The 23271-nt window shown below is 67.8% G+C and carries 22 protein-coding genes; 17 read left to right on the top strand and 5 right to left on the bottom strand.

Annotated features, from left to right (window positions below):
* The first annotated feature begins 59 nt into the window (after positions 1–59).
* A complete protein-coding gene (locus ABZX86_RS03985; RefSeq protein WP_355119694.1) occupies positions 60–1571 on the top strand; it encodes a carboxylesterase/lipase family protein in 1512 nt (503 codons plus the stop codon).
* Positions 1572–1592: 21 nt separating this feature from the next.
* Here ABZX86_RS03985 and ABZX86_RS03990 read toward each other — a convergent pair whose 3' ends face one another.
* Together ABZX86_RS03990 and cobF are read right to left on the bottom strand one after the other, a co-directional pair.
* Positions 1593–2459, bottom strand: a complete 867-nt coding sequence (locus ABZX86_RS03990) for a DNA-formamidopyrimidine glycosylase family protein (RefSeq protein WP_355119696.1) — start codon at positions 2457–2459, stop codon at positions 1593–1595.
* Between the two features lie 128 nt (positions 2460–2587).
* Positions 2588–3352 (bottom strand): precorrin-6A synthase (deacetylating), encoded by a 765-nt coding sequence (gene cobF, locus ABZX86_RS03995; protein ID WP_355119698.1) that lies wholly within the window; start codon positions 3350–3352, stop codon positions 2588–2590.
* Positions 3353–3397: 45 nt separating this feature from the next.
* Between cobF and ABZX86_RS04000 the strand changes: the two genes are divergently transcribed.
* The 7 genes from ABZX86_RS04000 (at position 3398) to ABZX86_RS04030 (ending at position 8116) form a co-directional block, all read left to right on the top strand.
* A complete protein-coding gene (locus ABZX86_RS04000; protein ID WP_355119700.1) occupies positions 3398–4231 on the top strand; it encodes a thymidylate synthase in 834 nt (277 codons plus the stop codon).
* On the top strand, positions 4228–4722 hold the full coding sequence (locus ABZX86_RS04005; RefSeq protein WP_355119702.1) for a dihydrofolate reductase: 495 nt from the start codon (positions 4228–4230) through the stop codon (positions 4720–4722). Before ABZX86_RS04000 ends, ABZX86_RS04005 begins: the two co-directional genes overlap by 4 nt.
* 105 nt (positions 4723–4827) lie before the next feature.
* Positions 4828–5154 carry a cupin domain-containing protein gene (locus ABZX86_RS04010; protein WP_297613326.1) on the top strand — a complete coding sequence of 109 codons (327 nt, stop codon included), beginning with the start codon at positions 4828–4830 and terminating at the stop codon, positions 5152–5154.
* A gap of 78 nt (positions 5155–5232) precedes the next feature.
* On the top strand, positions 5233–6243 hold the full coding sequence (locus ABZX86_RS04015) for a Dyp-type peroxidase (RefSeq protein WP_355119704.1): 1011 nt from the start codon (positions 5233–5235) through the stop codon (positions 6241–6243).
* A gap of 3 nt (positions 6244–6246) precedes the next feature.
* Positions 6247–7044 carry a family 1 encapsulin nanocompartment shell protein gene (locus ABZX86_RS04020; protein ID WP_327142268.1) on the top strand — a complete coding sequence of 266 codons (798 nt, stop codon included), beginning with the start codon at positions 6247–6249 and terminating at the stop codon, positions 7042–7044.
* 109 nt (positions 7045–7153) lie between these two features.
* Positions 7154–7684, top strand: a complete 531-nt coding sequence (locus tag ABZX86_RS04025) for a hypothetical protein (protein WP_355119706.1) — start codon at positions 7154–7156, stop codon at positions 7682–7684.
* Positions 7685–7717: 33 nt separating this feature from the next.
* On the top strand, positions 7718–8116 hold the full coding sequence (locus ABZX86_RS04030) for an NUDIX domain-containing protein (protein ID WP_355119708.1): 399 nt from the start codon (positions 7718–7720) through the stop codon (positions 8114–8116).
* 79 nt (positions 8117–8195) lie between these two features.
* Here ABZX86_RS04030 and ABZX86_RS04035 read toward each other — a convergent pair whose 3' ends face one another.
* The gene (locus tag ABZX86_RS04035) at positions 8196–9833 is read right to left on the bottom strand and encodes an MFS transporter (protein WP_355119710.1); all 1638 of its coding nucleotides are present in this window, start codon (positions 9831–9833) and stop codon (positions 8196–8198) included.
* A gap of 431 nt (positions 9834–10264) precedes the next feature.
* Between ABZX86_RS04035 and ABZX86_RS04040 the strand changes: the two genes are divergently transcribed.
* The gene (locus ABZX86_RS04040) at positions 10265–12370 is read left to right on the top strand and encodes a TerD family protein (protein ID WP_355119874.1); all 2106 of its coding nucleotides are present in this window, start codon (positions 10265–10267) and stop codon (positions 12368–12370) included.
* Between the two features lie 119 nt (positions 12371–12489).
* Here the strand turns inward: ABZX86_RS04040 and ABZX86_RS04045 are convergent, their stop codons facing one another.
* Positions 12490–13140: a helix-turn-helix domain-containing protein gene (locus ABZX86_RS04045; RefSeq protein ID WP_355119712.1), complete on the bottom strand. Its 651-nt coding sequence runs from the start codon at positions 13138–13140 to the stop codon at positions 12490–12492.
* Positions 13141–13360: 220 nt separating this feature from the next.
* Between ABZX86_RS04045 and ABZX86_RS04050 the strand changes: the two genes are divergently transcribed.
* The 7 genes from ABZX86_RS04050 (at position 13361) to ABZX86_RS04080 (ending at position 21282) form a co-directional block, all read left to right on the top strand.
* Positions 13361–14929 (top strand): amino acid permease, encoded by a 1569-nt coding sequence (locus ABZX86_RS04050; RefSeq protein WP_355119714.1) that lies wholly within the window; start codon positions 13361–13363, stop codon positions 14927–14929.
* Positions 14930–14989: 60 nt separating this feature from the next.
* On the top strand, positions 14990–15739 hold the full coding sequence (locus ABZX86_RS04055; protein ID WP_355119716.1) for a DUF1989 domain-containing protein: 750 nt from the start codon (positions 14990–14992) through the stop codon (positions 15737–15739).
* Positions 15736–16353, top strand: coding sequence for an urea amidolyase associated protein UAAP2 (locus ABZX86_RS04060; RefSeq protein ID WP_355119718.1), 618 nt, complete (start codon positions 15736–15738; stop codon positions 16351–16353). The genes ABZX86_RS04055 and ABZX86_RS04060 overlap by 4 nt, the downstream gene beginning before the upstream one ends.
* On the top strand, positions 16350–18662 hold the full coding sequence (locus tag ABZX86_RS04065) for a 5-oxoprolinase/urea amidolyase family protein (protein ID WP_355119720.1): 2313 nt from the start codon (positions 16350–16352) through the stop codon (positions 18660–18662). The genes ABZX86_RS04060 and ABZX86_RS04065 overlap by 4 nt, the downstream gene beginning before the upstream one ends.
* A gap of 28 nt (positions 18663–18690) precedes the next feature.
* The gene (gene atzF / locus ABZX86_RS04070) at positions 18691–20385 is read left to right on the top strand and encodes an allophanate hydrolase (protein WP_355119722.1); all 1695 of its coding nucleotides are present in this window, start codon (positions 18691–18693) and stop codon (positions 20383–20385) included.
* Positions 20386–20458: 73 nt separating this feature from the next.
* Entirely contained in the window at positions 20459–20932 is a 474-nt protein-coding gene (locus ABZX86_RS04075; protein WP_355119724.1) for a hypothetical protein, read from the top strand.
* A complete protein-coding gene (locus ABZX86_RS04080; protein ID WP_355119726.1) occupies positions 20929–21282 on the top strand; it encodes a hypothetical protein in 354 nt (117 codons plus the stop codon). Before ABZX86_RS04075 ends, ABZX86_RS04080 begins: the two co-directional genes overlap by 4 nt.
* 276 nt (positions 21283–21558) lie before the next feature.
* On the opposite strand, the gene ABZX86_RS04085 is transcribed toward ABZX86_RS04080, so the two are convergent.
* Positions 21559–22032: a MarR family transcriptional regulator gene (locus tag ABZX86_RS04085; RefSeq protein ID WP_355119728.1), complete on the bottom strand. Its 474-nt coding sequence runs from the start codon at positions 22030–22032 to the stop codon at positions 21559–21561.
* 110 nt (positions 22033–22142) lie between these two features.
* Between ABZX86_RS04085 and ABZX86_RS04090 the strand changes: the two genes are divergently transcribed.
* Complete coding sequence (locus ABZX86_RS04090; protein WP_355119730.1) at positions 22143–23270, top strand: GDSL-type esterase/lipase family protein; 1128 nt, start codon at positions 22143–22145, stop codon at positions 23268–23270.
* The last annotated feature ends 1 nt before the right edge of the window (position 23271 follow it).

The raw sequence follows: 23271 nt of genomic DNA on the forward strand, positions 1-23271 counted from the left end.
CGCCCGGCCGGGCCGAATTTGTCATATTGCCCGGCCGCACGCACCGCTACCATCGGTAAATGGTGGCAACGACAGACATCACGACCGCTGACGGTGTCGTCCGCGGTTCCGAGGGCCGCCGCGTTTCACGCTGGCGGTCCATTCCTTTCGCGGCGCCCCCGGTGGGCGATCTCCGATTCCGGGCGCCGCAGCCCGTCCAGCCGTGGAGCGGGGTGCGCGATGCCACCGAATTCGGTTTCGCCGCAATGCAGCATCGCCGCGGCGCGCAGATCGGCCCGCGGCAGCAGCAGCCGACCGGCGAGGATTGCCTGACCCTCAATATCACCGCGCCCAAGACGCCCTCGGCCAAACCGCGACCGGTCATGGTGTTCATTCACGGCGGCGGATATTTCATCGGCACCTCCGCGCTGGGCTTGTATTCCGGCTCCCGGCTGGCGCTGCGCGGCGATGTGATCGTGGTGTCGATGAACTATCGGCTCGGCGCGTTCGGATATGTCGATTTCAGCGAATTCGCCACGGCCACACACCCATTCGACACCAATCTGGGCTTGCGGGATCAGGTCGCGGCGCTGGAGTGGGTGCAGCGCAATATCGCGGCCTTCGGCGGCGATCCGGCCAATGTGACGATCTTCGGCGAATCCGCCGGTGCGCACGCGGTACTCGCGCTCATGGCCGCGCCCGCCGCCGCGGGACTCTTCCACCGGGGCATCTCGCAGAGTCCGCCCGCCGATTGGGGCCCCTCGCAGGCCGATGCGAAACTCTTCGCACGCCGCTGCCTCGACAAGCTCGGGGCGGCCCCCGGCGATGCCGCCGATGCCCTGATTTCGGCCCGCCCCAACGATATTCGCCGTGCGGTCGATACCGCCCTCAACGAGGTGATGCACACCCAGCCCGGCCTGTTCCCCGCCGCGCCGCAGGTCGACGGCGACTTCCTGCCGCAATCGATCACCGACGCGTTCACCAGCGGCAGCGCACATTCGGTGCCGTTGATCATCGGCACCAATCGCGACGAGGCCACGCTCTTCATCCGCTTCGACGACACCCTCCCCACCACCCCCGACCGCATGCGCTGGCTGCTCCGACAGGCGGGCGACGGCGCCGAATCCCGGGTCACCGCGGCCTATCCCGGCTTCCCCGGCCGTAAGGTCACCGTCCGCATGGGCGGCGATTTCACCTTCTGGCGGCCCTCGCTCGCGATCATGGAGGGTCACAGCCGCTACGCCCCGACCTACGCCTACCGCTTCGACTTCGCCCCGCGCGCAATGCAACTCGCGGGTTTCGGGGCCACCCACGCCCTCGATCTGCTCCCCGTCTTCGGCGCCACCGACACTCCGGTCGGCCGGGCGCTCACGGCGGCCGGCGGCGGCCGCGGCTTCCGCGCGGTCACCCGGCAATTCCAGGACAACTGGCTCTCCTTCGCCCGCACCGGAGCGCCCCTGTCGAACTGGCCCGCGTACACCGAGGACCGGCGCGCCACCATGATCATCGACAGCCCGCAGCGCGTGGAGAACGACCCCGAGAAGGCGAAACGCCTTGCCTGGCAGGGAGTTCACGTCCCCGCACTGGTCTGAACCACTCGAGGCCGGTCCGAACTACTTGAGCAGCCGCGACATCCGGCGGTCGGCGAGGATCTTGCCGCCGGTCTGGCAGGTCGCGCAGTACTGGAACGACTTGTCCGCGTAGGCGACCTCCCGGACGGTGTCGCCGCAGACCGGGCAGGGTAGGCCGGTGCGCCCGTGCACCTGCATACCGGAACGCTTCTCGCCCTTGAGCCGAGCCGCATCCTGCCCGACCGAGCGTGCGATGGCATCGGAGAGCGCGGCGCGCATGGCCGAGTACAGCCGGACCACCTGCTCCGGATCCAATCCCGAGGATGTCGCGAACGGCGAGAGTTTGGCGGTGTGCAGAATCTCGTCGGAGTAGGCATTGCCGATGCCCGCCAGCACCGTCTGATCGGTGAGCGCGTTCTTGATCCGCTGTGAGGTTCCCTTCAGCAGCTCCGCGAATTCGGGCTCGCTCACCGCCATGGCATCGGGCCCGAGCCGCGCGATGCTGGGCACCGACTGCGGATCGGCAACGATCCACACCGCCAGCCGCTTCTTGGTCCCCGCCTCGGTGAGATCGAATGCCGGGGTATCCCCCTCCGGCGTGAAGAAGTGCACCCGCAGCGCCAGCGGGCCCTTGCCCGGCTTCGGCGGCGCGGCGCTGGGCTGATCGATCCACCGCAACCACCCGCCCCGCGACAGATGGGTGATCAACCAGAGCCCGTCACAATCCAACCCGAGATGCTTGCCCCAGTGCCCCGCCCCCGTGACGTCACGGCCCGACAGCGCGGTCACCGGCGGATCGAAAGTCTTCAGCACACTGAGCGCCGACACATCGACCCGTCCCACAACCGCGCCCACCGCATGCTCGGCCAAGAACTGCTCGAGCGCCACGATCTCCGGTAATTCGGGCACCCCCGCAGCCTACCCACGCCCCCCGACAACCTCGATCAGCCACAGCGCGACGTGTTCGTGAAATCGCGGTCGCCGCACGCTGCGGAACGTGTGCTCGAAACTGTGGCAGCCCGCCTGATCCGGCAGCCCTACCCGTTGCGCCGCAGCAGGTAGGTATCCATGATCCAGCCCTTGGCCTCCCGCAGCGCGGCGCGCCGACGCGTGATGCGTCCCTCGACGATTCGCAGCGGGCCCTCGATGACGGTCTCGTCGGGCATCCCGAGGTAGGCGCCCCACCAGATATAGATGTCATCACCCGGCACCTGCGTGAAAGAGCAGTCGCTGTCCAGCATTACGAGCGTCGACTGTCCCGAGGCCAGCCCCTCGTCGCGCAGCCGCCGCCCGGTGGTGATGTGCAGCGGCTCGCCGATCTCGTGCAGCACCATGCGATGTGCGGCGGCCAGCGCCTGCACGCTGGTAATCCCCGGAATCACCTCGTAGTCGAAGCCGACCCGCCCGCGTTCGAGCACCCGCTCGACCACCCGCAGCGTGCTGTCGTACAGCGACGGGTCGCCCCAGACGAGAATCGCGCCCGCCCCGTCGGTTTCGGCGAAGGCCTGTTCGAGCAGCGCGGCGCGCGCCTCGTGCCAGTCCTCGACCACACCCCGGTAGGCCGTATCGGCTCCGGTCCCCGGCACGCTCCGATCCCGTGGTGGATCGGGGATCTGCACCATCCGGTGGGGTTGGTCCGCGTACTCGGCCACGATGGTGGCGCGCACATCGGCCAGTTCCTGTTTCCCGGCGCCCTTGCCGATGAGAAAGAACACGTCCGTCCGGCGCATGGCCTTGACGGCCTGCACCGTCACCTGGTCCGGATCGCCGGCGCCGATTCCGATCACATAGAGCTTCCGCACAGCGCCTCAGCATGCCAGGCGCGGTGATGCGTAAGCTTGTCAGGCGTGAGCAGCGACCCTCGAGACCCGCAGAGCACGGCCCCCCGTGACACCCAGTACGAGGATCTTCTGAAACTGGTGCTGGAATCCGGCACCCCGAAGGCGGATCGGACCGGTACCGGCACCCGCAGCATTTTCGGGCACCAGCTGCGGTACGACCTGTCGCGGGGTTTCCCGCTGATCACCACCAAGAAGGTGCATCTGAAATCCATCGTCTACGAGTTGCTGTGGTTCCTGCGCGGCGATTCGAATGTGGGCTGGCTGCAGGAGCACGGGGTTTCCATCTGGGACGAATGGGCCGACGCCGACGGCGATCTGGGCCCGGTCTACGGCGTGCAGTGGCGGTCCTGGCCGACGCCGGACGGCACCCATATCGACCAGATCTCGCAGGTGCTGCAAACGCTGCGCACCGATCCAGATTCCCGCCGCATGATCGTATCCGCCTGGAATGTGGCCGAATTGAATCGGATGGCACTGGCCCCGTGCCACGCCTTCTTCCAGTTCTATGTGGCCGACGGCAAGCTGTCCTGCCAGCTGTATCAGCGCAGCGCGGACCTGTTCCTGGGTGTGCCGTTCAATATCGCGAGTTATGCGCTGCTGACGCATATGGTGGCGCAGCAAACCGGGCTGCTGCCCGGCGATTTCGTGTGGACCGGCGGCGATGTGCACATCTACGACAATCATGTGGCGCAGGTTCGCGAACAGTTGACCCGTGACCCGTACCCGTTCCCGAAACTGGAACTGCGCCCGGCGCCGACCCTCTTCGATTACGCCTACGAGGACGTGGAAATCCAGGATTACCAGCATCATCCGGCCATCAAGGCCGCGGTGGCGGTGTGAGCCGGACGATCGGGCTGATCTGGGCCCAGACCCCGGACGGGGTGATCGGTCTGGACAACACCATTCCCTGGCGGGTGCCGGAGGATATGGCGCATTTCAAGGAAGTCACCTGGGGCCATCCGGTGGTCATGGGCCGGCGCACCTGGGATTCCCTGCCCACCAGATTCCGCCCGCTGGACGGCCGCCGAAATATTGTCGTGACCAGACAAACAGACTGGTCCGATGAGGGCGCTGACCGGGCGGGCTCCCTCGAGGATGCGCTCGAGACCAGCGGAACCGGCACGGTGTGGATCATGGGCGGCGGCGAAATCTACCGCGCCGCAATGCCGTTCGCCACCGAACTCATGGTCACCGAGGTCGATTCGAATGTGGCCGGTGATTGCTATGCGCCCGGCATCGGCCCGGAATGGTCGGCCGGCGAAGACCTGTGGCGCGAGTCCTCGACAGGTCTGCGATTTCGCTTCCGCCGTTATACGCGGCACAGCGGATAACGCGAACATCCCGCGTCCAGTAATTCCTCGGCACGAACGGCGAATCTGCCGATCACGCCGGAAGGTGTCCGGCATACTCACGGATACCCCGGCGAAAGGCAGTCCATGGACAAGAAATCGCTGACCGCGGTCGCGCGCCAGCAGCTGAAGCTGGCCGCAACCGCCTCGAGCGGACGCAGTTCGGTGACCATCTACGGGGGCCACGCACACAGCCTCCGCCAGACGGTGATCGCCATGACGGCGGGGCAGAGCCTCGCGGAACATGAGAATCCGGGCGAGGCGACCATGGTCGTGCTCAGTGGCGTGCTGGCTCTGATCAGCGGCACCAACGAATGGAAAGGCTCGGCGGGAGATCTTCTGGTGATCCCCGACGCGCGGCACAGCGTGAAGGCCATCGACGATGTCGCCTTCCTGCTCACGGTGGCCAAATAGCGCACATCACGCGCCGAATAGCAGACACAGGGCTACCGGGCGACCGGTATGTCCGGTGCGGCCTCTAGGCTGGAGCCCATGGGTGAGCCGCAGCCGCTTCTCGATCCGCTTACGCCCGCCGCGCTCTTCCTCGTCGCGACAATCGATGAGGGCGGCGAGGCGGCGGTACGCGATCTACTCGCAGAACTACCCGGTCTGCGCCGCTCCGTCGGCTTCCGGGTACCCGGCGCGGGGCTCGGGTGTATCACGAGCATCGGTTCCGCTGCCTGGGATCGACTCTTCGCCGGGCCCAAACCCGCTGAGCTGCACGAGTTTCCGGGGTACGTCGGGGACAGGCATCAGGCTCCGGTCACACCGGGCGATCTGCTGTTCCATATCAAGGCCCAGAACCAGGACGCGTGCTTCGAACTGGCGATGGCTGTGGCAGACCGGCTTTCCGGCGCCGTCACCATTGTCGATCAGACCGTCGGCTTCCGATATTTCGAACAGCGCGATCTGCTCGGATTCGTGGACGGCACCGAGAATCCCGAGGGCCGGCTCGCGGTGTCGGCCGCGCTGATCGGCGAGGCGGATGCCGAGTTCGCCGGTGGCAGTTATGTGATCGTGCAGAAGTACCTGCACAATCTCGCCGACTGGAAGGCCCTGTCCGTCGAGGAGCAGGAGCGGGTGATCGGCCGCACCAAGGCCGATGACTTCGAACTCTCCGATGCGGCCAAACCGGCGAATTCCCATGTGGCCGTGAATGATCAAGATGACAATGGAACCATCCTGCGCGCGAATATGCCGTTCGGCAGTGTGATGGACGGCGAGTTCGGCACCTACTACGTCGCCTACGCCGCCACCCCGGCCGTGACCGAGCTGATGCTCGAGCGCATGTTCCTGGGCACGCCCGACGCCGCGTACGACCGCATCCTGGATTTCTCCACCGCCGTCACCGGCACGCTGTTCTTCACCCCGCCCGCGGGGTTCTTCGACGCGCTGCCGGACGCACCCGCGCCGGCGGCCGTGCAGGTCCCGGCATCCGTGGCAACCAATGGCGTTGTTTCCCAGGCTGGTTCCCTGGGTATCGGCACGTTGAAAAGGAGCTGAAATATGAATAATCTGCACCGCGAACTCGCGCCGATCACCGCCGCCGCCTGGACGGCGATCGAGCAGGAGGCGACACGCACCTTCAAGCGGCACATCGCCGGTCGCCGCGTGGTCGATGTCTCCGGCCCGCACGGCACCGACTACTCCGCGGTCGGCCTGGGACGCACCACCGCCATCGGCTCACCCGGTGAGGGGGTGCAGGCCCGCCAGCGCGTGGTGCTGCCGCTGGTGGAACTGCGTGTCCCCTTCAAGCTTTCGCGTGCGGAGCTCGACGATGTGGAGCGCGGCGCGCAGGACACCGATCTGGAGGCCGTGAAGGACGCGGCCAAGAAGATCGCCTTCGCCGAGGACCATGCCATTTTCGAGGCCTACCCGGCCGCGGGCATTGTCGGCGTCCGCGCCGCCACCTCCAATGAGCCGGTCAAGCTGCCGACCGATCCGCGCCTGGTTCCGGAAGCCGTGGCGCAGGCCCTGAGCGAGCTGCGGCTCGCGGGTGTGGACGGCCCGTATTCGGCGCTGCTGTCGGCCGATCTCTACACCGCGGTCAGCGAGACCTCCGATCACGGCCACCCGATCCGCACGCATATCGAGCGGCTGATCGACGGCGACATCATCTGGGCCCCGGCGATCGACGGCGCCTTTGTGCTCTCCACCCGCGGTGGCGATTTCGATCTGCAGATCGGCCAGGATCTGTCCATCGGCTACCTGTCGCACGATGCCGAATCGGTCGAGCTGTACTTCCAGGAGAGCCTGACCTTCGTGGTCTACACCGCCGAAGCCGCAGTCGCACTGGAGGCATGAGCGCCGGTACATCCGCCGGTAACCCGTATCGCTGGAGGCAAGACCACACCGAGAGGTACGGTGACGCGCAGCAACGTGCGGGAGGCGGGTCGACGATGGTGCGCGGGGAATGACGATGGTGCGGGCCGGCGTGGTGCCCGGGCGTCGTGCCATGTTCTACGGAATCGCGGGACTGCTGGTGACGTCCGGGATCGTGGCGGCCACCGTCGGGGTATTCGGGCTGAACCGGCTGTTCACCGGGATTCTGCTGGGCGTCGCGGCCGGAGTGGGACTGCTGTTCCTGCTGTTCGCGCGGGACGGGGTGGTGCTGACCGATCAGTCGATCGTGCGGCGGACGCCGTGGGGCGCGGCCACCATCGACTGGGATCGGGTGGTGGCGGGCCGCTTCGCGCTGGACGAAAAGTCGCGCTGGTCCCTGGCTTTGGATCTCAACGGCGGCGACGAACAGCACGGTGAACTGGTACTGCTGTCCATTCCGCCGGTGCAGCGGCCCATTGCGAATGCCTACGACATGCGGAAACGCGAGCAGGTCAATGAGATTCGGAGCATTCTGCGCCGCAAGCAGATTCCGGTGATCCTGCTCCCGGAGATCGCCGAGGCGCTCACCCAGCATTGGCGGCTGGCTCCGCCCACCCGCTGAGGCGCCGCGCAACGGCTGGGTAGGGTGTTGGCCGTGATTCGCACAGCGGCACTGGCACATATCCGGGATCGTCGTCTGCTGCAGACCAGGTCCACCGGCAAGGATGTCTTCTACATGGCGGGCGGCAAGATCGATCCGGGCGAGACCCCGGAATCGGCGCTGCACCGCGAGATTCGCGAGGAGCTCGGCGTCGGCGCCACCGAGGTCGCCGAACTCGGCGTCTTCGAGGCGGAGGCCTTCGGCCATGCGCCCGGCACCCGGCTGCACATGACCTGCTTCCTCGGTGAGCTCACCGCAGACCCGTTCCCCTCCGGCGAGATCGCCGAGCTCCGCTACTTCACGCTCGCCGAATACGCGGCCATGCCGCACGTCGCGCCCGGTTCGCTGCTGGTGTTCCAGCGCCTGCACACGCTGGGCCTCATCGACGCCTAGTCGTTCCTGATCGACGCAGAGCAACCACGCATCTACGCAGAGCCGGCCCGCCGACGCAGAGTCGTTGCGGCGCAGCCACTTACTCGTCCGAGGGCACGACCTCCGAGTCGGTGATCGCGGAAGCTTCCGGAGCCCGGTAGGGGATGCGGGTGGCGGCGGCCAGCCCGAGCATGAGGAAGATCGCCGCGGCCAGCAGGGTGGTGCGCGTGGCATCGGTGAAGCCACGGGCCAGCGCGTCCACGACCGCCGTCGCGCCTTCGTGATCGCGCAGGCCGGAGATGGTGCCACCGGCGGATTCGCGGGTGGCCGTCGAGAGGGTGTCGGCGGATTTGGCGGGCAGATCCTTGACCTCGGCCAGCCGCTTGGGCATTTCGTGGCCGAGTCCGACCGAGAGCAGCGCGCCGACCACGGCGATACCGAAGGCCGAGCCGATCTGCCGGACCGTGCTCTGGGTGGCCGAACCCTGCCCGGAGTTCTCCGGCGGCACATCGGCCAGCACCACACCGGTCAGCTGCGCGGAGGCCAGGCCCAATCCGACGCCGTAGACGGCCAGCAGCAGCGCGAGCCACCAGGCGGAGATGTGCGGGGTCACGAACAGCGCTGTGAGCGCCACAGCGACGGCCTCGAAGCCCAGACCGAGTTGCACGATCCGCACCGCGCCGAGCCGCCGTACCAGGCCCTCCGCGATCCCGGCGGCGAGGAAGGCGCCCGCGGCCATGGCCGCCAGCACATAACCGGCCCCGAGGGTCGAGAGTCCGAGCACGTTGACCAGGAACAGCGGCAGTACGAACAGCAGCCCGAATTCGCCGAGGGCCACCGCGAATGCGGTCACATTGCCCCACCGGAAGCTGGGGATCCGGAACAGTCCTGGATCCAGCAGCGCCGAGCGCCGGATCAGATTGCGGTGCTGCTCCCACTGCAGGAAGAGCACCAGCGCCAGCACCGCGAGCGCCAGAATGACCGGGATCGGCGAGATGATCGCGGTCTTCGACCAGGTGAAGCCGGCCAGCGGGAATTCCCGCAGCGGCCGCCACCAGCCGTAGGTCGAGCCCTCGATGAGCGCGAACACCAGCAGGGCGAAACCGACCGCGCTGAGCAGGAATCCGTCCACATCGAGTCCGGGCGCGGTCTTGCCCATCTTGGTCTCGGGCACGAACAGCAGCAGTCCGATGAGCACCACCGCGCCCAGCGGCAAGTTGACCAGGAAGATCCACGGCCAGGTGTAGTAGGTGGTGAGCCAGCCGCCGAGCAGCGGACCGATGGCGGCGACGCCGGAGATGACCGAGCCCCACACCGCGAAGGCGATGATCCGATCGCGCCCGCGGAACAGGGCGTTCATGGTGGCGAGCGTGCCGGGCATGACCGCGGCCGCGCCGACACCCTGCACGATCCGGCCCCACAGCAGCGGCCAGGCGCTGGTGGCGGACGCGGCGAGCACGCTGCCCACGAGGAATACCAGCACGCCGAGCGCGAACATCTTGCGCCGTCCCAGCCGATCGCCCAGCCGCCCGGCGGTGATCAGCAGGGCCGCGAGCACCACCGCGTAAATGCTGGTAACCCATTGCGCCTGAGTGAAATTGAGGCTCAGGTCGGCAATGATGACCGGCAGTGAGACGGAGACGATGGTGCCGTCGAGCACCACCATGGACAGGCCCAGAGCCAGTACGCCGAGCGCGAGCCATTTCTTACGACCCAGGTCGAGCTGCACTTCCGTCATCCGTCGCTCCTGCCGCACAGGGACAGCTGTCCGAAGAATCCGGTCTCTCTAGATAGCCGTTCGGGTGCCGAACAACCGTTACTCAGTGTAGGTCGAAGGGTGTGGGCAGCGACTCGAGGTAGCCGAACCGGCCGGAGAATCGCAGATACCCCCAGGTCTGAATGAGGATATTAACTCAGCCAGACCTACCCGATACGGCGCGTCTACACAGCCCTGCCCTGCCGCTGAATATTTGCTGAACAAGAGAAGGGGTGAGCGGCGAACAACTGGCACAATTCTCCGCGTCGCAGTCGGCACGGCAACGAGGTCCCGTCCCCCACAGGTCCGGCGACCACTCGGGACGGCCGTTCCACGCCGTATTGCGAGTTGCTCTCACCGGTATCGAAGCGGGACAGCCGATGTCCGAATCGGATACGTTTGAAGCTGTGTCGATGATGAAGGGTTCCAACGTTCCGGTGGCGGCCACCGCGGTACGGGTCGAGCTGGGGTGGCAGTCGGGTCCCGGCGTTCCGGACGCCGATGCGTCAGCATTGCTGCTGGCCGGAGGCCGGGTGCGGTCGGACAGCGATTTCGTCTTCTACAACCAGCCGATGCACGGATCGGGGGCGGTGCGGCACGAGGGGAAGCAGCAGGGCCCGCAGGTCACCGATGCGCTCTCGGTGAATCTGGCGCAGGTCGAGCCGCAGATCGAAACCATCGTCATCGCCGCCTCCTCGGACGGCGGCACCTTCGCCCAATTGCCCGGACTGCACGTGCGTTTGGTCGATGCCGGCAGCGGCGCGGAGCTCGCCCGCTTCGACAGCACCGACGCCTCCTCGGAAACTGCCTTCGTCCTCGGCGAGCTCTACCGCCGCCAGGGCGCCTGGAAGTTCCGCACCGTAGGCCAGGGCTACGCCACCGGACTGGCAGGCCTCGCAAGCGATTTCGGCATCACCGTCGACGACGGCCCAGCCCCGCAATCATCGACGTCCCAGCCCGCACCCCGCACTCCCCCACCGCCCGCCGCACCGCAGACCACACCCCCCGCATTCCCGCCCGCCGCACCCCCGCTGCCGCCGCCGACCGGTTCGCCGTCCTACGGCACTCCCCAACCCACCGGTTCGCCGTCGCACGCCGCGCCGCCGTCAACCGGTTCGTCACCGTATGCCGCTCCGCCCCAACCGAATTACGCAGCGCCGCAGGGCCACAACCCGCAGCAGCCCACGCCGCCGACCCAATTCGGCCAGCCCGCCCCAGGCCAATACCCACCGCCTCCCGGACACTACGACTCACCGCCGCCCGGCCAATACGCGGATCCTGCAGGACAATACGGTTCGCCGCCGCCCGCCGGGCAATATCCGGACCCCGCGGCACAGTACGGTTCCCCTCCTCCGGTAGGGCCGCCCGCCGGGCAATATCCTCCGCCTCCCGGGCAGTACCCGGATCCACCTGCCGGTCAGTACGGATCGCCCGCCGGTCAGTACTCGCCACCGCCGGGGCAGCACCAGGACCTCGCACCGGGGCAGTTCCCACCCCCTCCAGGGCAGTTCCCGGACCCGTCCGCCGCGCAGTACCCAGCACCTCCCGCCGGGCAGTACGGGGCAGCCGGAGGGCAGTACCCGCTCCCTCCCGGGTACTCGGAACAGCCTGCGGGCCAGTACCCGCCCGCTGGTCAGTACCCACCGCCGGCCGGGCAATATCCACCACCGACCGGGTACGCGGATCCGTCGTATTCGCCTGCGCCGGGCGGCTATCCGGCTCCGCCGCCGTACGCGCCACCGCCGAATCAGTCGGGCGCGAATCCCATTCCGCCGCAGCCTTATCAGCAGGGTGGGGGGCAGCCGCCTTATCAGCAGGGTGCGAATCCGGTTCCACCGCAGCAGTTTCAGCAGCCACAGGGGCCCGGCGCGGCGCCGCGGGTGAATCTGGGCAAGATTTCGCTGACGAAGGACGCGCCGGCGGTCTCGCTGACCAAGCAGGGTGCGACCGGCGGGATTATGCGGATCAATTTGAATTGGTCGGTGCCGGGCGCGACGAGCGGGTTGTTCGGGCGTAAGCGCGGCGGCAATGGCGGGCTGGATCTGGATCTGTGCTGCTTCTGGGAGCTGACCGACGGTTCCAAGGGCTGCATCAGCCCGCTCGACACCATGGGCAAACTGCAGCGCGCCCCGTTCATCGAGCTGGATCAGGACGATAGGACCGGGGCGAGCGCGACCGGTGAGAACCTGTCCATCAATCTCGATCACACCACCCAGTTCCGCCGCATTCTGGTCTTCGCCTCGCTGTACGAGGGCGCAGAGGATTTCCGGGGCGTGCACGCCACCGCAACCCTCTACCCGCGCAATTCCCCGCCCATCGAAATCGAGGTCAGCGGCTGCGTCGACGACTCCCGCGAGATGGTGCTGGCGCTGATCGAGAACATCAACGGCGAGTTGGTGGTTCGGCGCGAGGGCACCTTCGTGCGCCCGCCGGACGGCCACCGCTTCTGGGGCAAGATCGCTGTGGATCAGGCTTACCGCTGGGAGCTGAAGTGGGGCACGTCGAAGGGCAAGTCCTAGCTGCTGTGCATCCCGGCCGAAAACATGCCGGGATGACAGGCCCGCCCCGGGATGCAGGCGTGGCCCAGGATGCAGGCCCGGCCCGGGATGATGGGTCTAGCCCGGAATGGCAGACCAGGTCACATCAAATGGGCTGCGGCGGTGCGGGTTTCGGCGAGGTCACCCTTCCAGCCGAGGAGCGGGAGTACCGCGTCGGGGATGAGCTGTTCGGCGTACTCCGGCGGCGTGCCCTCGTCCGAGCGGATATTGATGACGGATTCGACCAGCCGGAACGGCAGCAGTTCGGCACCGGGCACCGCCGTCGCCCCCGCCTCGGCAATGACTGCGACAGCGAGGGTTTCGTAGTGCCCGCGCAATTCGTCGCGCCGGGCGCGGAAGGCCGCGAAGCGCTCACTGCGCAGCTCCGGTAGCAGGTAGAGCGCGCCCAGATTCCAGCGCGCCGCGCAGAGCTGGCTCACATCGAATCGCGCCAGCGCGTAGAGCCGCACGGCCGCCGATTCCGGCGCCGCGGCCAGTCGCTCCGCCAATTCCAGTGGTGCGGTGATGGTTCCCGCGAGCAGTGCGTCCAGGATGTCGTCCTTGGACGCGAAGTGGTGGTACAGCGAGGCCTGCCGAATGCCGACGGCATCCGCGATCCCCCGGGTGGAGGTGCTGCCGTACCCATTGGTGGTGAAGAGTTCGGCGGCGGCGTCGAGGATCTCGGCGCGCGGCGTCTGCCCCTGCCGGCGGCGGGGTTCGAGGCGGGGACGTCCGGGTCCGAGTTGGGTCACGGGATTCATTCTGCACTGCCGATCCCCATGACCCGCTGGTCTATCAACGCTGCTGACAGCCGCTGACCACGCCGGGTGAGGTTTCTGTCATTCGATAGAAATACCGGCAATGCAGAAGTTACGGCGCGCCATCTGACGGATACATCGACGTCATCGCGCGAGCGATCGCACTGGGAAAACTTTCAAGCGATAGATATTCACCGCTCGCGAAGGATTAGCCATGGTTGCCTCCGCCGATTCCATCGTCCCCAACCACCCGCCGAACAGCGCCCTGAGCACTGTCAATGCCGACAGCGCCGATCTGGAGGGCTTCGGCTACCAGCCCGTTCTGCATCGCAAGCTCGGCCGGTACGCCTCCTTCGCCGCGGGCTTCTCCTTCGTGTCGATCCTCACCACGATCTTCCAGTTCTTCGGCTTCGGCTACTCGTTCGGCGGCGCCGCCTTCTTCTGGACCTGGCCGATCGTCTTCGCCGGCCAGTTCCTGGTGGCACTGAATTTCGCCGAACTGGCTGCCCGCTACCCGATTTCGGGCTGCATCTACCAGTGGTCGCGACGCCTGGCCGGTGAGCTGGTGGGCTGGTTCGCGGGCTGGATGATGATCATCGCGCAGATCGTCACCGCCGCCGCGGCCGCCATCGCACTGCAGGTGGTGCTGCCCTCGATCTGGAGCGGCTTCCAGATGGTGGGCACCGACAGCGCGCTGACCTCGCACGACGGCGCGGTGAACGCCGTCCTGCTGGGCAGCATTCTGCTGGCGCTGACCACGCTGATCAATGTGGTCGGCATCGACTGGATGTCGCGCATCAATTCGCTCGGCGTCACCATCGAGATCATCGGCGTCATCGCGGTGATCGCGGTCTTCTTCACCCATGCCGATCGGGGACCGGGTGTTGTCATGCACACCGATCAGGCCGCGGCCGGGCCGTACTGGGGCGCCTTCCTGGTCTCCGGACTCATGGCCGCCTACGTCATGGTCGGATTCGATTCCGCCGGTGAGCTTTCCGAGGAGACCAAGAATCCGCGGCAGGTGGCGCCGCGCACCATTCTGACGGCGCTGGCGGTCTCGGCCCTGGGCGGCGGACTGATTCTGCTGGGCGCGCTCATGGCCGCACCGAGTCTCACGGACGGTTCGCTGAGCAGCGGCGGCCTCGCCTATGTCATCGAAGCCAAGCTGGACAGCCCGGCCGGCAAGGTCGTACTGGCCTGCGTCGCATGCGCTATCACGGTGTGCACCTTGGCGATTCAGACCGCCGGTTCGCGCCTGATGTTCTCCATGGCCCGGGACGGCCGTCTGCCCTTCTCCGAGCGCCTCGCCGCCGTGCACCCCCGCTTCGGCACTCCAGTGCTGCCGTCCGTGGTGATCGGCGTCCTCGGCATCGGCCTGCTGGTGCTGAACCTCGGCAATGCCGCCATCTTCGCGACCCTGGCCAGCGTCTGCATTGTGACGCTCTACCTCGCCTACCTGCTGGTGACGGTGCCGCTGCTGGTGCGCCGCATCAAGGGCTGGCCCGCCGAGGACCGCACCAGCGAGTCCGGCGCCCCGCTGTTCGCCCTGGGCCGCTACGGAATTCCGATCAATGCCCTGGCGGTGGTGTGGGGCATCGCGATGGCGGTGAACCTGGCGTGGCCGCGTCCGGAGGTGTACACCCCCGCCGGCGGCAGCTGGTGGATGCTCTGGGCCGCACCGCTTTTCGTCCTCGTGACCATCGGTGCGGGCGCGGTCGTACACCGCTTCGTCACCCCCGCGACGCCGAGGGAGAGCGCCGGTCCGCTGGCCCAACCCGCCTGAACCACAAGCCATCCGAGATACCCATCGGCCGCTGGCAGGCGGCGCATGGAAGGAGTAGCAATGACGAACACCGCGGATACCTCGAGCGCGCGGGCGCACGCACGATCACAGGCTGCGGGGGCGGCCATCAGCGGCCCCGAGCTGCCGGAAGGCGTGGATTCGGCGAAAATCACCTTCGCACAGCGGATTCCCGCCGGCGGGTATGCCAATATCGTGCTCGCTCGCGGCACCCGGGTGCGCCTGTCCGATCCGAGGGGTGCGGCGTGTGCGCATCTGCTGCTGCTGCGCGCCGAATCACCTTGGGAGCGGCTGAATGTCGCCGATACCGTGAAGGTTCCGTGGCAGGCGTACCTGGGCGCCGGGCATCCGCTGCTGTCGGATCAGGGCCGCGTGCTCGCCACCGTCGTCGCCGATTCCTCCGGTCATCACGACACCCTCTGCGGGACCTCGGCACATGCGCGGGACCGGCTGCGGATGGCGGGAGTCAAACAGGGCCTGGAGCCCCGCGATATCGGGCCGACCGTGTCCTTCTTCCGCGGTGTGCGAGTGGATTCGGACGGCGGGCTCGTCTCCACGGGCAGCGCCGGACCGGGCGGCGCGGTCGAGCTGCTCATCCAGCTCCCGGTCACGGTGCTGGTCGCCAATGCCGCGCATCCCCTCGATCCCACTCCCACCACGGATCTCGATCTGGTGGCGTGGTCCGCCCCCGAAGAGCTGGCGCAGCAGCTCGGCACCGACCCGGAATACCTGCGCGCGGTGCAGAACACCGAACTGGATTGGCACGCCCGCACTCTGGAGGCCCTCGCATGATCACCTCGTCCCGCACCATCGTCCTCGACGAGACCGTCCCCGCCCGCGCACCCTGGTCGACCGTGGTGCGCGCCGGTGAGCAGCTGGAGATCATCGATCTGCACGGCAATCAGGCGGTGGACTGCCTGCTCTACGCGGCCGATGATCACACCGAGCGCTACAGCGCGCAGGCCACCGTCGCGGCGCAGCGCAATATCTTCCTCACTACGGGCAGTGTGCTGCGCACCGATGCCGGAACCGCGCTCATGACCGTTGTCGCCGATGAGGTCGGCAATCACGACACCGTCGCCGGTGCGTGCTCGCAGGAGTCCAATACGCTCCGCTACGGCCACCACACCCGGCACCAGCACGCCTGCGTGGAGAACTTCCTCGCCGAGGGCATGAAGTGGGGCCTCGGCAAGCGCGACCTGGTCTCGAATATCAACTGGTTCATGAATGTCCCGGTCGAGGCTGACGGCACCCTCGGCATTGTCGACGGCCTCTCCGCGCCCGGCAAGAAGATCACCCTGCGCGCCGATATCGACACCCTCGTCCTGGTCTCGAACTGCCCGCAGATCAACAACCCCTGCAATGGTTTCGACCCGACCCCGGTGCGAATGGTGGTGACACGATGACGACAACGCTCCCGGAGAACACGGTCGCCGCACCGGCACCGCAGCAAGGCCCCGCAGTCGACGCCGCGTTGCGCGGCCTCACCCCCGCGGAACACGCTGCGGTAGTGAGCGTCTCCGGCACAGCGCACACCCCCGCCACGGCAGGCACTTCCGGCGCGGTGAGCGGCTCCGGCACGGCGCAAGCCCCAGCCGCAGCAGGCATTTCCGGCGCGGTGAGCGGCCTCGGCGCGGAGGGCATTCTCAGGTCGGTCGGTCATTCCCCCACCGCGGATCTCGCCGCAGTGGACCGCACCGCCACGGTGCTCGAGGACGAGCCGGTCTCGCCGACCGACGGCGCGCCCGCCGCCCGGACGGTTCATGTCGTTCGCCCCGGTATGCAGACGACCGTGCAGGATTGGCCCGGCCGCGTCGGGTATTGGCATGTGGGAGTGCCGCCCTCAGGTCCGATGGATGATCTGTCGTTCCGCCTGGGCAATCGCGCGCTGGGGAATCCGGAGGGTGCGGCCGGGCTGGAATGCACGCTCGGCGGACCGGCGCTGCGGTTCGACGCACCGACCTGGGTGTGTGTCACCGGTGCTCCGGTACCCGTCACCGTGAACGGCCGTCCGGTGCGGCAGTGGCGCAGCGTGCTGGTTCCGGCCGGCGGCGTACTGGATGTCGGCGCGGTGCGCGGACCGGGAATGCGCAGCTACATCCTGGTGGCCGGTGGCATCGATGTGCCCGAATACCTGGGTAGCCGTGCGACTTTCACACTCGGCAAGTTCGGCGGCGGTACCGGTCGGGCGCTCGCGGTCGACGATGGGCTGGCGCTCGGCCTGCCCGGAAAGGTGAGCGCGGGCGTGCCCGGCGATGATCAGCCGGTGCTCACCCGGCGCTGGGAGCTGGCCGTCACCGAGGGCCCGCACGGTGCGCCGGAGTTCTTCACCCGCAGCGACTTCGACACCATTGTCGGCACCGATTACGAGGTGCACTTCAACTCCGATCGGACCGGTGTCCGCCTCGTCGGCCCGAAACCGCAGTGGGCGCGACAGGACGGCGGCGAGGCGGGCCTGCACCCGTCGAATATCCACGACACCGCGTATTCGATTGGTGCACTGGACTTCACCGGCGACACCCCGATCCTGCTCGGCCCCGACGGCCCGAGTCTGGGCGGCTTCGTCTGCCCCGTCACCGTGGTGGCCGCCGATCGCTGGAAGCTGGGCCAGCTCACCCCCGGTGACAGCGTGCGCTTCGTCCCGGTCCGCGCGGACCGCGCGGCCTCGCTGCGAGAGCTGGGCGCCGCACGCCGGGCCGCCTGGCCGATCGTGCTGTCCTCCGGCGGCGACGGGGACGACGGCATCGTGGCCCGGCGCGAGGGCACGGAAACCGCCGTCACCTATCGCCGCGCGGGCAATGACGGCCTGCTCGTCGAATACGGCGATATGACACTGGATCTGGAGCTGCGCGCCCGCGTGCACGCCCTGCACCAGGCGCTGCTCGAACGCGCGGAGCCGGGTGTCACCGAGCTCACCCCGGGCGTGCGCTCGCTGCAGGTGCGCACCGATCCCGATCGCCTGCCCACCGGCAAGCTGCTGGACCTGCTCGGTGAGGTGGAGGCCGAACTGCCCTCCGCCGACGAACTGGTGGTGCCCAGCCGCACCGTGCGCCTGCCGCTGTCCTGGGACGATCCGTCGACGCGGGAGGCCATCACCCGCTACATGCACGGTGTGCGCGCCGATGCCCCCTGGTGCCCGTGGAATATCGAGTTCATCCGCCGCATGAACGGATTGCCCTCGGTGGACGATGTTTTCGATACCGTCTTCGCCGCCGAGTACCTCGTTCTCGGCCTCGGCGACGTCTATCTCGGCGCTCCCGTCGCTACCCCCACCGACCCTCGGCACCGCCTGGTGACCACAAAATACAATCCGGCCCGCACCTGGACGCCGGAGAATGCGGTCGGCATCGGCGGCGCGTACCTGTGCATCTACGGCATGGAGGGTCCCGGCGGTTACCAGTTCGTCGGCCGCACCACCCAGGTGTGGAATCACCGCTCCACCGGTGTGGGCGAAGATCCTTGGCTGCTGCGGTATTTCGACCGCATCAGCTGGTATCCGGTGAGCGGCGAGGAGCTGCTGGATCTGCGCTCCGATGTGGCCGCCGGTCGCGGTGAACTGCTCGCGGCGGACGGTGAGTTCCGGCTGGCCGACTACCGCCGCTTCCTCACCGACAATGCCGATTCCATCGAGGAATTCCGCGCCAAGCAATCGGATGCCTTTACCGCCGAACGTAATTCGTGGCGAGAAGCCGGCGAGCTGACCGAAACGCCGTGAAGTCGAACCACTGACAGGAGACCCGAGCATGACTGTGTGGATCCACCGCCGCCCCGAGGCCGAGGTGATCGCCGAAACCGCCGACGCGACAGGACCGTTGGCGGGTCTGCGGCTGGCGGTCAAGGACAATGTGGATGTCGCCGGAGTGCCGACCACCGCGGGCTGCCCCGATTACGCCTATCTTCCGGACCGGGATGCGGCCGTCGTTGCCGCCCTGCGGGCCGCCGGTGCGGTGGTGGCGGGCAAGACCAATCTGGATCAATTCGCCACCGGCCTGGTCGGCACCCGCTCGCCGTACGGCGCGGTCGAGAATGCGCTGCGTCCCGAATACATCTCCGGCGGTTCGAGTTCCGGGTCCGCGGCGACCGTGGCGCGCGGCGAGGCCGATATCGCCATCGGTACCGACACCGCCGGTTCCGGCCGGGTCCCGGCGGCGCTGCACGGCCTCGTCGGCATCAAACCGACGATCGGCGTGGTCTCCACGGACGGTGTGGTTCCCGCCTGCCGCTCCTACGACTGCGTGACCATTTTCGCGGCCGACCTGGCACTGGCGAACCGCGCCATGGGTGTCATGGCGGCGGGGGCACCGCACCGCCCGTGGCCCGCCGATACGCGATTGGCCGCCCCGCCCGCGCCCGTCGTGGCGGTCTTCAACGCTCTCCCCGATCTGGATCCCCTGTGGCACAGCGCTTTCGAACGCACCGTCGCCGCTCTTCGGGAGAGCGGCGCGACCATCGTCGAGATCGATCCCGAACCGTTCCTCGCCGCAGCCAAACTCCTGTACAACGGCGCACTGGTTGCCGAGAGATACGCCGCGGTAGGCGATTTCGTCGACGCCCATCCCGGCTCCACCGACCCCACCGTGGGTTCGATCATTCGCGCCGCCCGCACCATCCCCGCCCACCGATTGGTCACGGACCTGGCCGAATTGGAGCGCCTGCGCACGCTGGCCATGGCGAGTCTGGCAGGCGCCGATGCCCTGCTGACCCCCACCGCCCCCACCCATCCCACCCTCGCCGAGGTGGCGGCCGACCCCATCGGCGTGAATTCCCGCATGGGCACCTACACCAACTTCTGCAACCTCTTCGACATGTGCGCCGTCGCCGTCCCCGCGGGCACCGCCGGCGATTCCCCCTTCGGCGTCACCGTCCTGGCCCGAGCCTTCGAAGACGCCGTCGCCTACGACATCGCCACCCTCATTGCCGCAGCACCGAATTCATCCACAGCCGTCCCCAACCCTCTCGGCCCGAACAGTCACGAGGCATCCGCACCGGCTACCGAATCAGCTCCACTCGAGGATCCGGCCTGGCCCCTCCGCGTCGCGCCGCACATGGACCTGATCGTCTTCGGCGCACACCTGCGCGGCCAGCCCCTCGAACACCAACTCACCACCCTCGGCGCCCGCTGGGCGGGTGAGGTCCACACCTCCCCCAACTACCGCCTGGCAGCCCTCACCACCATCCCACCCAAACCAGCCGTAACCCGCCTCCCCGAAGGCACCCCCGGCGCAACCATCACCGCCGAACGCTGGCTCCTCTCCCCCGCCGCCCTCGGCCAATTCCTCGCCAACCTCCCCACCCCCATGCAACTGGGCTCCATAGAACTCTCCGACGGCACCTGGCACCCCGGCTTCAGCTGCACCGGCGCCGCCGCCGAATCCGCCAAAGACCTCAGCGAATACCCCGGCTGGAAAGCCGCCCTAGCCGCCGACGCCGTCGGCTGACAGGTCACCCCGCAAAGCACCCACCAGCGGTATGCCGCCACAATAGGTCAACATCCGAGGTAGTGTGGATGTCATGAGTGCTGCCTACGATGTCGTCCCTTTCAGCGAGCTGCTACACAAGCCCGCCGTCACCACAGGTCGCCTCGACCAGGTGCGCGCTCTGCGCCTGCGCCGCCGCGACGCCGGAGATCTGGCCCTGATGCGGGTTGAGCAACTGGACGCAGAGGGCGCGGTGGTCGATTTCACCGCGCGCCTGCTCGCCGGCGTCGTCCGCAAATTCGGGGCCGGCGCGGTACGGGAAGTACTCCCCGACGCCGTCCCGTGGATCACCTTCCTGCCCGATAAGGACGTCGATCAGTTCGTCACCGAACTCGTCGAAGTAGCAAGGGGCGCAGCCGCACTCGAAAACCTCGCCCCGCTGGCCACACTCCTCACCCAGTGGCGCAACACCGCCGAAATCCATGCCGATCCCGCATTGCTGAAACTGGTCACCCAGGATCCTGAGGGCGATCTCGGCCCGGCATCACCACCGGGAGCCGACGAGTGAGCCCGAAGCGCGGCGACCGCGCCGCACCACCACCCCTGCACACGGAGTTCGAAATCCGCTTCGCCACAACGGAAGCCGCCACCGGCTGGGACCAGCTCGCCCAGCAGGCCCCCGCCAACCTCCGCCGGGCCTTCGACACAATCCGCGCCGACCCGAGAGATGCAACCAACCCGGACCGCCACCACCGCCTGAAAGGCTCCCTCGGATCAGCCAACTGGAAGGGAGCCGCACTGGAACGCTGGCAATACGAGGTAACCAGCGGCGGCCGGATCTGGTACCTCGTTGATGACGAGAGGCGAACTGCGTGGATCGTTTACGCCGGTACCGGACATCCCAAGTCGACAGAGTGATGACAGTTGCGCACAGTCGGCCGATTACGGCTCATGGAGCCTGCTTGGTCCAGGTGATCGAGCAGCGCCAGTAGACGTGGCGGCGGTAGCAGGAGCCGGGGAGGGTGCGGTGGGTCACGGAGCGGATTTCGGAGTAGGTGTGGAGTGGGAGCAAGGAGGGCGAGTGCGCCTCCTGGGGTGAGTAGTTCGGCCATTCGGATGGGGGCGGGCTCCCTGCGTGTTGGAGGGCCGCTACCGAGACGACGGCGTCGAAGGAGGCGGGCAGGAAGGGGCAGGTCAGTCCGTGGTGTGGGTGGCTTCCGGATTGGCGGTGTCGCGGACGATGCGCAGTGCGGAGGTGAGGGCGTCCAATTGCTCGGGGGCGAGCAAGCCGGTGAACCAGCGCTCGACGCCGTCGAGGTAGGCGGGGAGGACGCGGGCCACCCGGGTCGCGCCGGCGGCGGTGAGCACAGTGTAGGAGCTGCGGCGGTCGCCCGGATCGGCCTCGCGGCGGACGAATCCATTGCGCTCCAAGCGATCCACCAGTCTGGTGACACCGCTGGTGGACAGATTGGTCTGGGTCGCCAGATCGGTCATCCGCAGCTTGCGCCCGGGCGAACGACTCAGCCGCATAAGCGCATTCAGGTCGAGCGCGGAGAGCCCGCTGGCCTTCCAGGTCGGCCCGAGCCGGGCGATCACGCCGTCGTGGGCCTCGAACAGCAGGCCGACGGCGGTCAGGCGCGGGTCATCGAAGAGATGCTTGGGATCCACGGGGACCAACCTAGACCAGACCATTGCCTTGCGGATAGTTGACACGCGGAACAAATCGAGTAGATTCTTGTCAACGCAATATTCCGCACCGCAACTAAATCGAGGTTCCCATGAGCACAGCACGCTGGGTGGCCGTTTTCCGTGCGCCACTGGTGAATCCGGCCGAGCAGATCCGGCTGGCCGAACCCCGGAGCTTCGCCGACGAGACCCTGCGGCAGGTGCTGCGGGTGGCCGGCGGCGGCACTCGACTGCGGGTACACCTGACCAATCGCTACTCCGAAAACGAGCTGGTGATCGGTGCCGCGCGCCTCGCGCGGCACAAGACCGCGGATGAAATCGTCGCCGAGACCGATACCGCCGTGCGCTTCGCCGGATCCACACAGGTGCGTATTCCCGCTGGAGCCACCGCAATCAGCGACCCCGTCGACCTGCCGGTGACAGCGGGCGCGGAACTGGCACTGAGCCTGTACCTGCCCGAGGACACCGGCTTGGCCGCCTTCGCCCACATTCCGGCACAACCGGGCTGGGTAGTCGCAGGCGATCGGACGAGCGCCGCCGCCCTGCCGGCCCCCGAGGAGATCGGCTCACGCTTCTTCCTCACGGGTGTCGATGTGCTCACCACCGCTGACGCCCCCGTGCTCGTGGCCTTCGGCGACTCCTGGTTCGAAGGCGTCGGTTCCACGCCCGGCGCCAACCGCCGCTCGGTGGATGCGCTCAATGCGCGACTCCCCCGCGGGTGGGCAGTGAACCAGGGCATCGGCGGAACCCGTTTGCTCACCGATGAAATCGGCGAGCACGGCCTGTCCCGATTCGAGCGCGATGTGCTGTCGGTGCCCGGGGTCACGGGCGTGTGGGTCAACTTCGGTATCAATGACCTGATCCTGTCGGGAACCGCGACGGCCGAGCAGCTGATCGCCGGCTTCACCGAGCTGGCACGGCTGGCACACCAGGCGGGCCTGCCCATCTACGCCGATACCATCGGACCGTTCGCCGGGGCCATCTACCCGGGTCTCAGTGTGGCCGAAGGCATTCCGGTGCGCCGTGCGGTGAACGAATGGCTGCGCGGCACTCCGGTCTTCGATGCGGTATTCGATATCGCTGCGGCAGTGCAGGATCCGGATCGCCCCGACTTCATTCGCGCCGAATTCGACAGCGGCGACGGCATGCACCTCAATGACGCGGGTGCACAGGCCATGGCGAAGACGGTGGATCTCACCGCGCTCGCGGCGCACTCCTGAC

It is taken from the genome of Nocardia sp. NPDC006630 (genome assembly GCF_040611495.1).
Lineage (GTDB): Bacteria > Actinomycetota > Actinomycetes > Mycobacteriales > Mycobacteriaceae > Nocardia.

What these genes read in the sequence shown, in the direction of transcription:
- ABZX86_RS03985 (WP_355119694.1), top strand. Translation starts at nt 60, where the DNA reads ATGGTGGCAACGACAGACATCACGACCGCTGACGGTGTCGTCCGCGGT.
- ABZX86_RS04010 (WP_297613326.1), top strand. Translation starts at nt 4,828, where the DNA reads ATGGACAAGAAATCGCTGACCGCGGTCGCGCGCCAGCAGCTGAAGCTG.
- ABZX86_RS04015 (WP_355119704.1), top strand. Translation starts at nt 5,233, where the DNA reads ATGGGTGAGCCGCAGCCGCTTCTCGATCCGCTTACGCCCGCCGCGCTC.
- ABZX86_RS04020 (WP_327142268.1), top strand. Translation starts at nt 6,247, where the DNA reads ATGAATAATCTGCACCGCGAACTCGCGCCGATCACCGCCGCCGCCTGG.
- ABZX86_RS04025 (WP_355119706.1), top strand. Translation starts at nt 7,154, where the DNA reads ATGACGATGGTGCGGGCCGGCGTGGTGCCCGGGCGTCGTGCCATGTTC.
- ABZX86_RS04035 (WP_355119710.1), bottom strand. Translation starts at nt 9,833, where the DNA reads ATGACGGAAGTGCAGCTCGACCTGGGTCGTAAGAAATGGCTCGCGCTC.
- ABZX86_RS04040 (WP_355119874.1), top strand. Translation starts at nt 10,265, where the DNA reads ATGATGAAGGGTTCCAACGTTCCGGTGGCGGCCACCGCGGTACGGGTC.
- ABZX86_RS04050 (WP_355119714.1), top strand. Translation starts at nt 13,361, where the DNA reads ATGGTTGCCTCCGCCGATTCCATCGTCCCCAACCACCCGCCGAACAGC.
- ABZX86_RS04055 (WP_355119716.1), top strand. Translation starts at nt 14,990, where the DNA reads ATGACGAACACCGCGGATACCTCGAGCGCGCGGGCGCACGCACGATCA.
- ABZX86_RS04060 (WP_355119718.1), top strand. Translation starts at nt 15,736, where the DNA reads ATGATCACCTCGTCCCGCACCATCGTCCTCGACGAGACCGTCCCCGCC.
- ABZX86_RS04065 (WP_355119720.1), top strand. Translation starts at nt 16,350, where the DNA reads ATGACGACAACGCTCCCGGAGAACACGGTCGCCGCACCGGCACCGCAG.
- atzF (WP_355119722.1), top strand. Translation starts at nt 18,691, where the DNA reads ATGACTGTGTGGATCCACCGCCGCCCCGAGGCCGAGGTGATCGCCGAA.
- ABZX86_RS04075 (WP_355119724.1), top strand. Translation starts at nt 20,459, where the DNA reads ATGAGTGCTGCCTACGATGTCGTCCCTTTCAGCGAGCTGCTACACAAG.
- ABZX86_RS04090 (WP_355119730.1), top strand. Translation starts at nt 22,143, where the DNA reads ATGAGCACAGCACGCTGGGTGGCCGTTTTCCGTGCGCCACTGGTGAAT.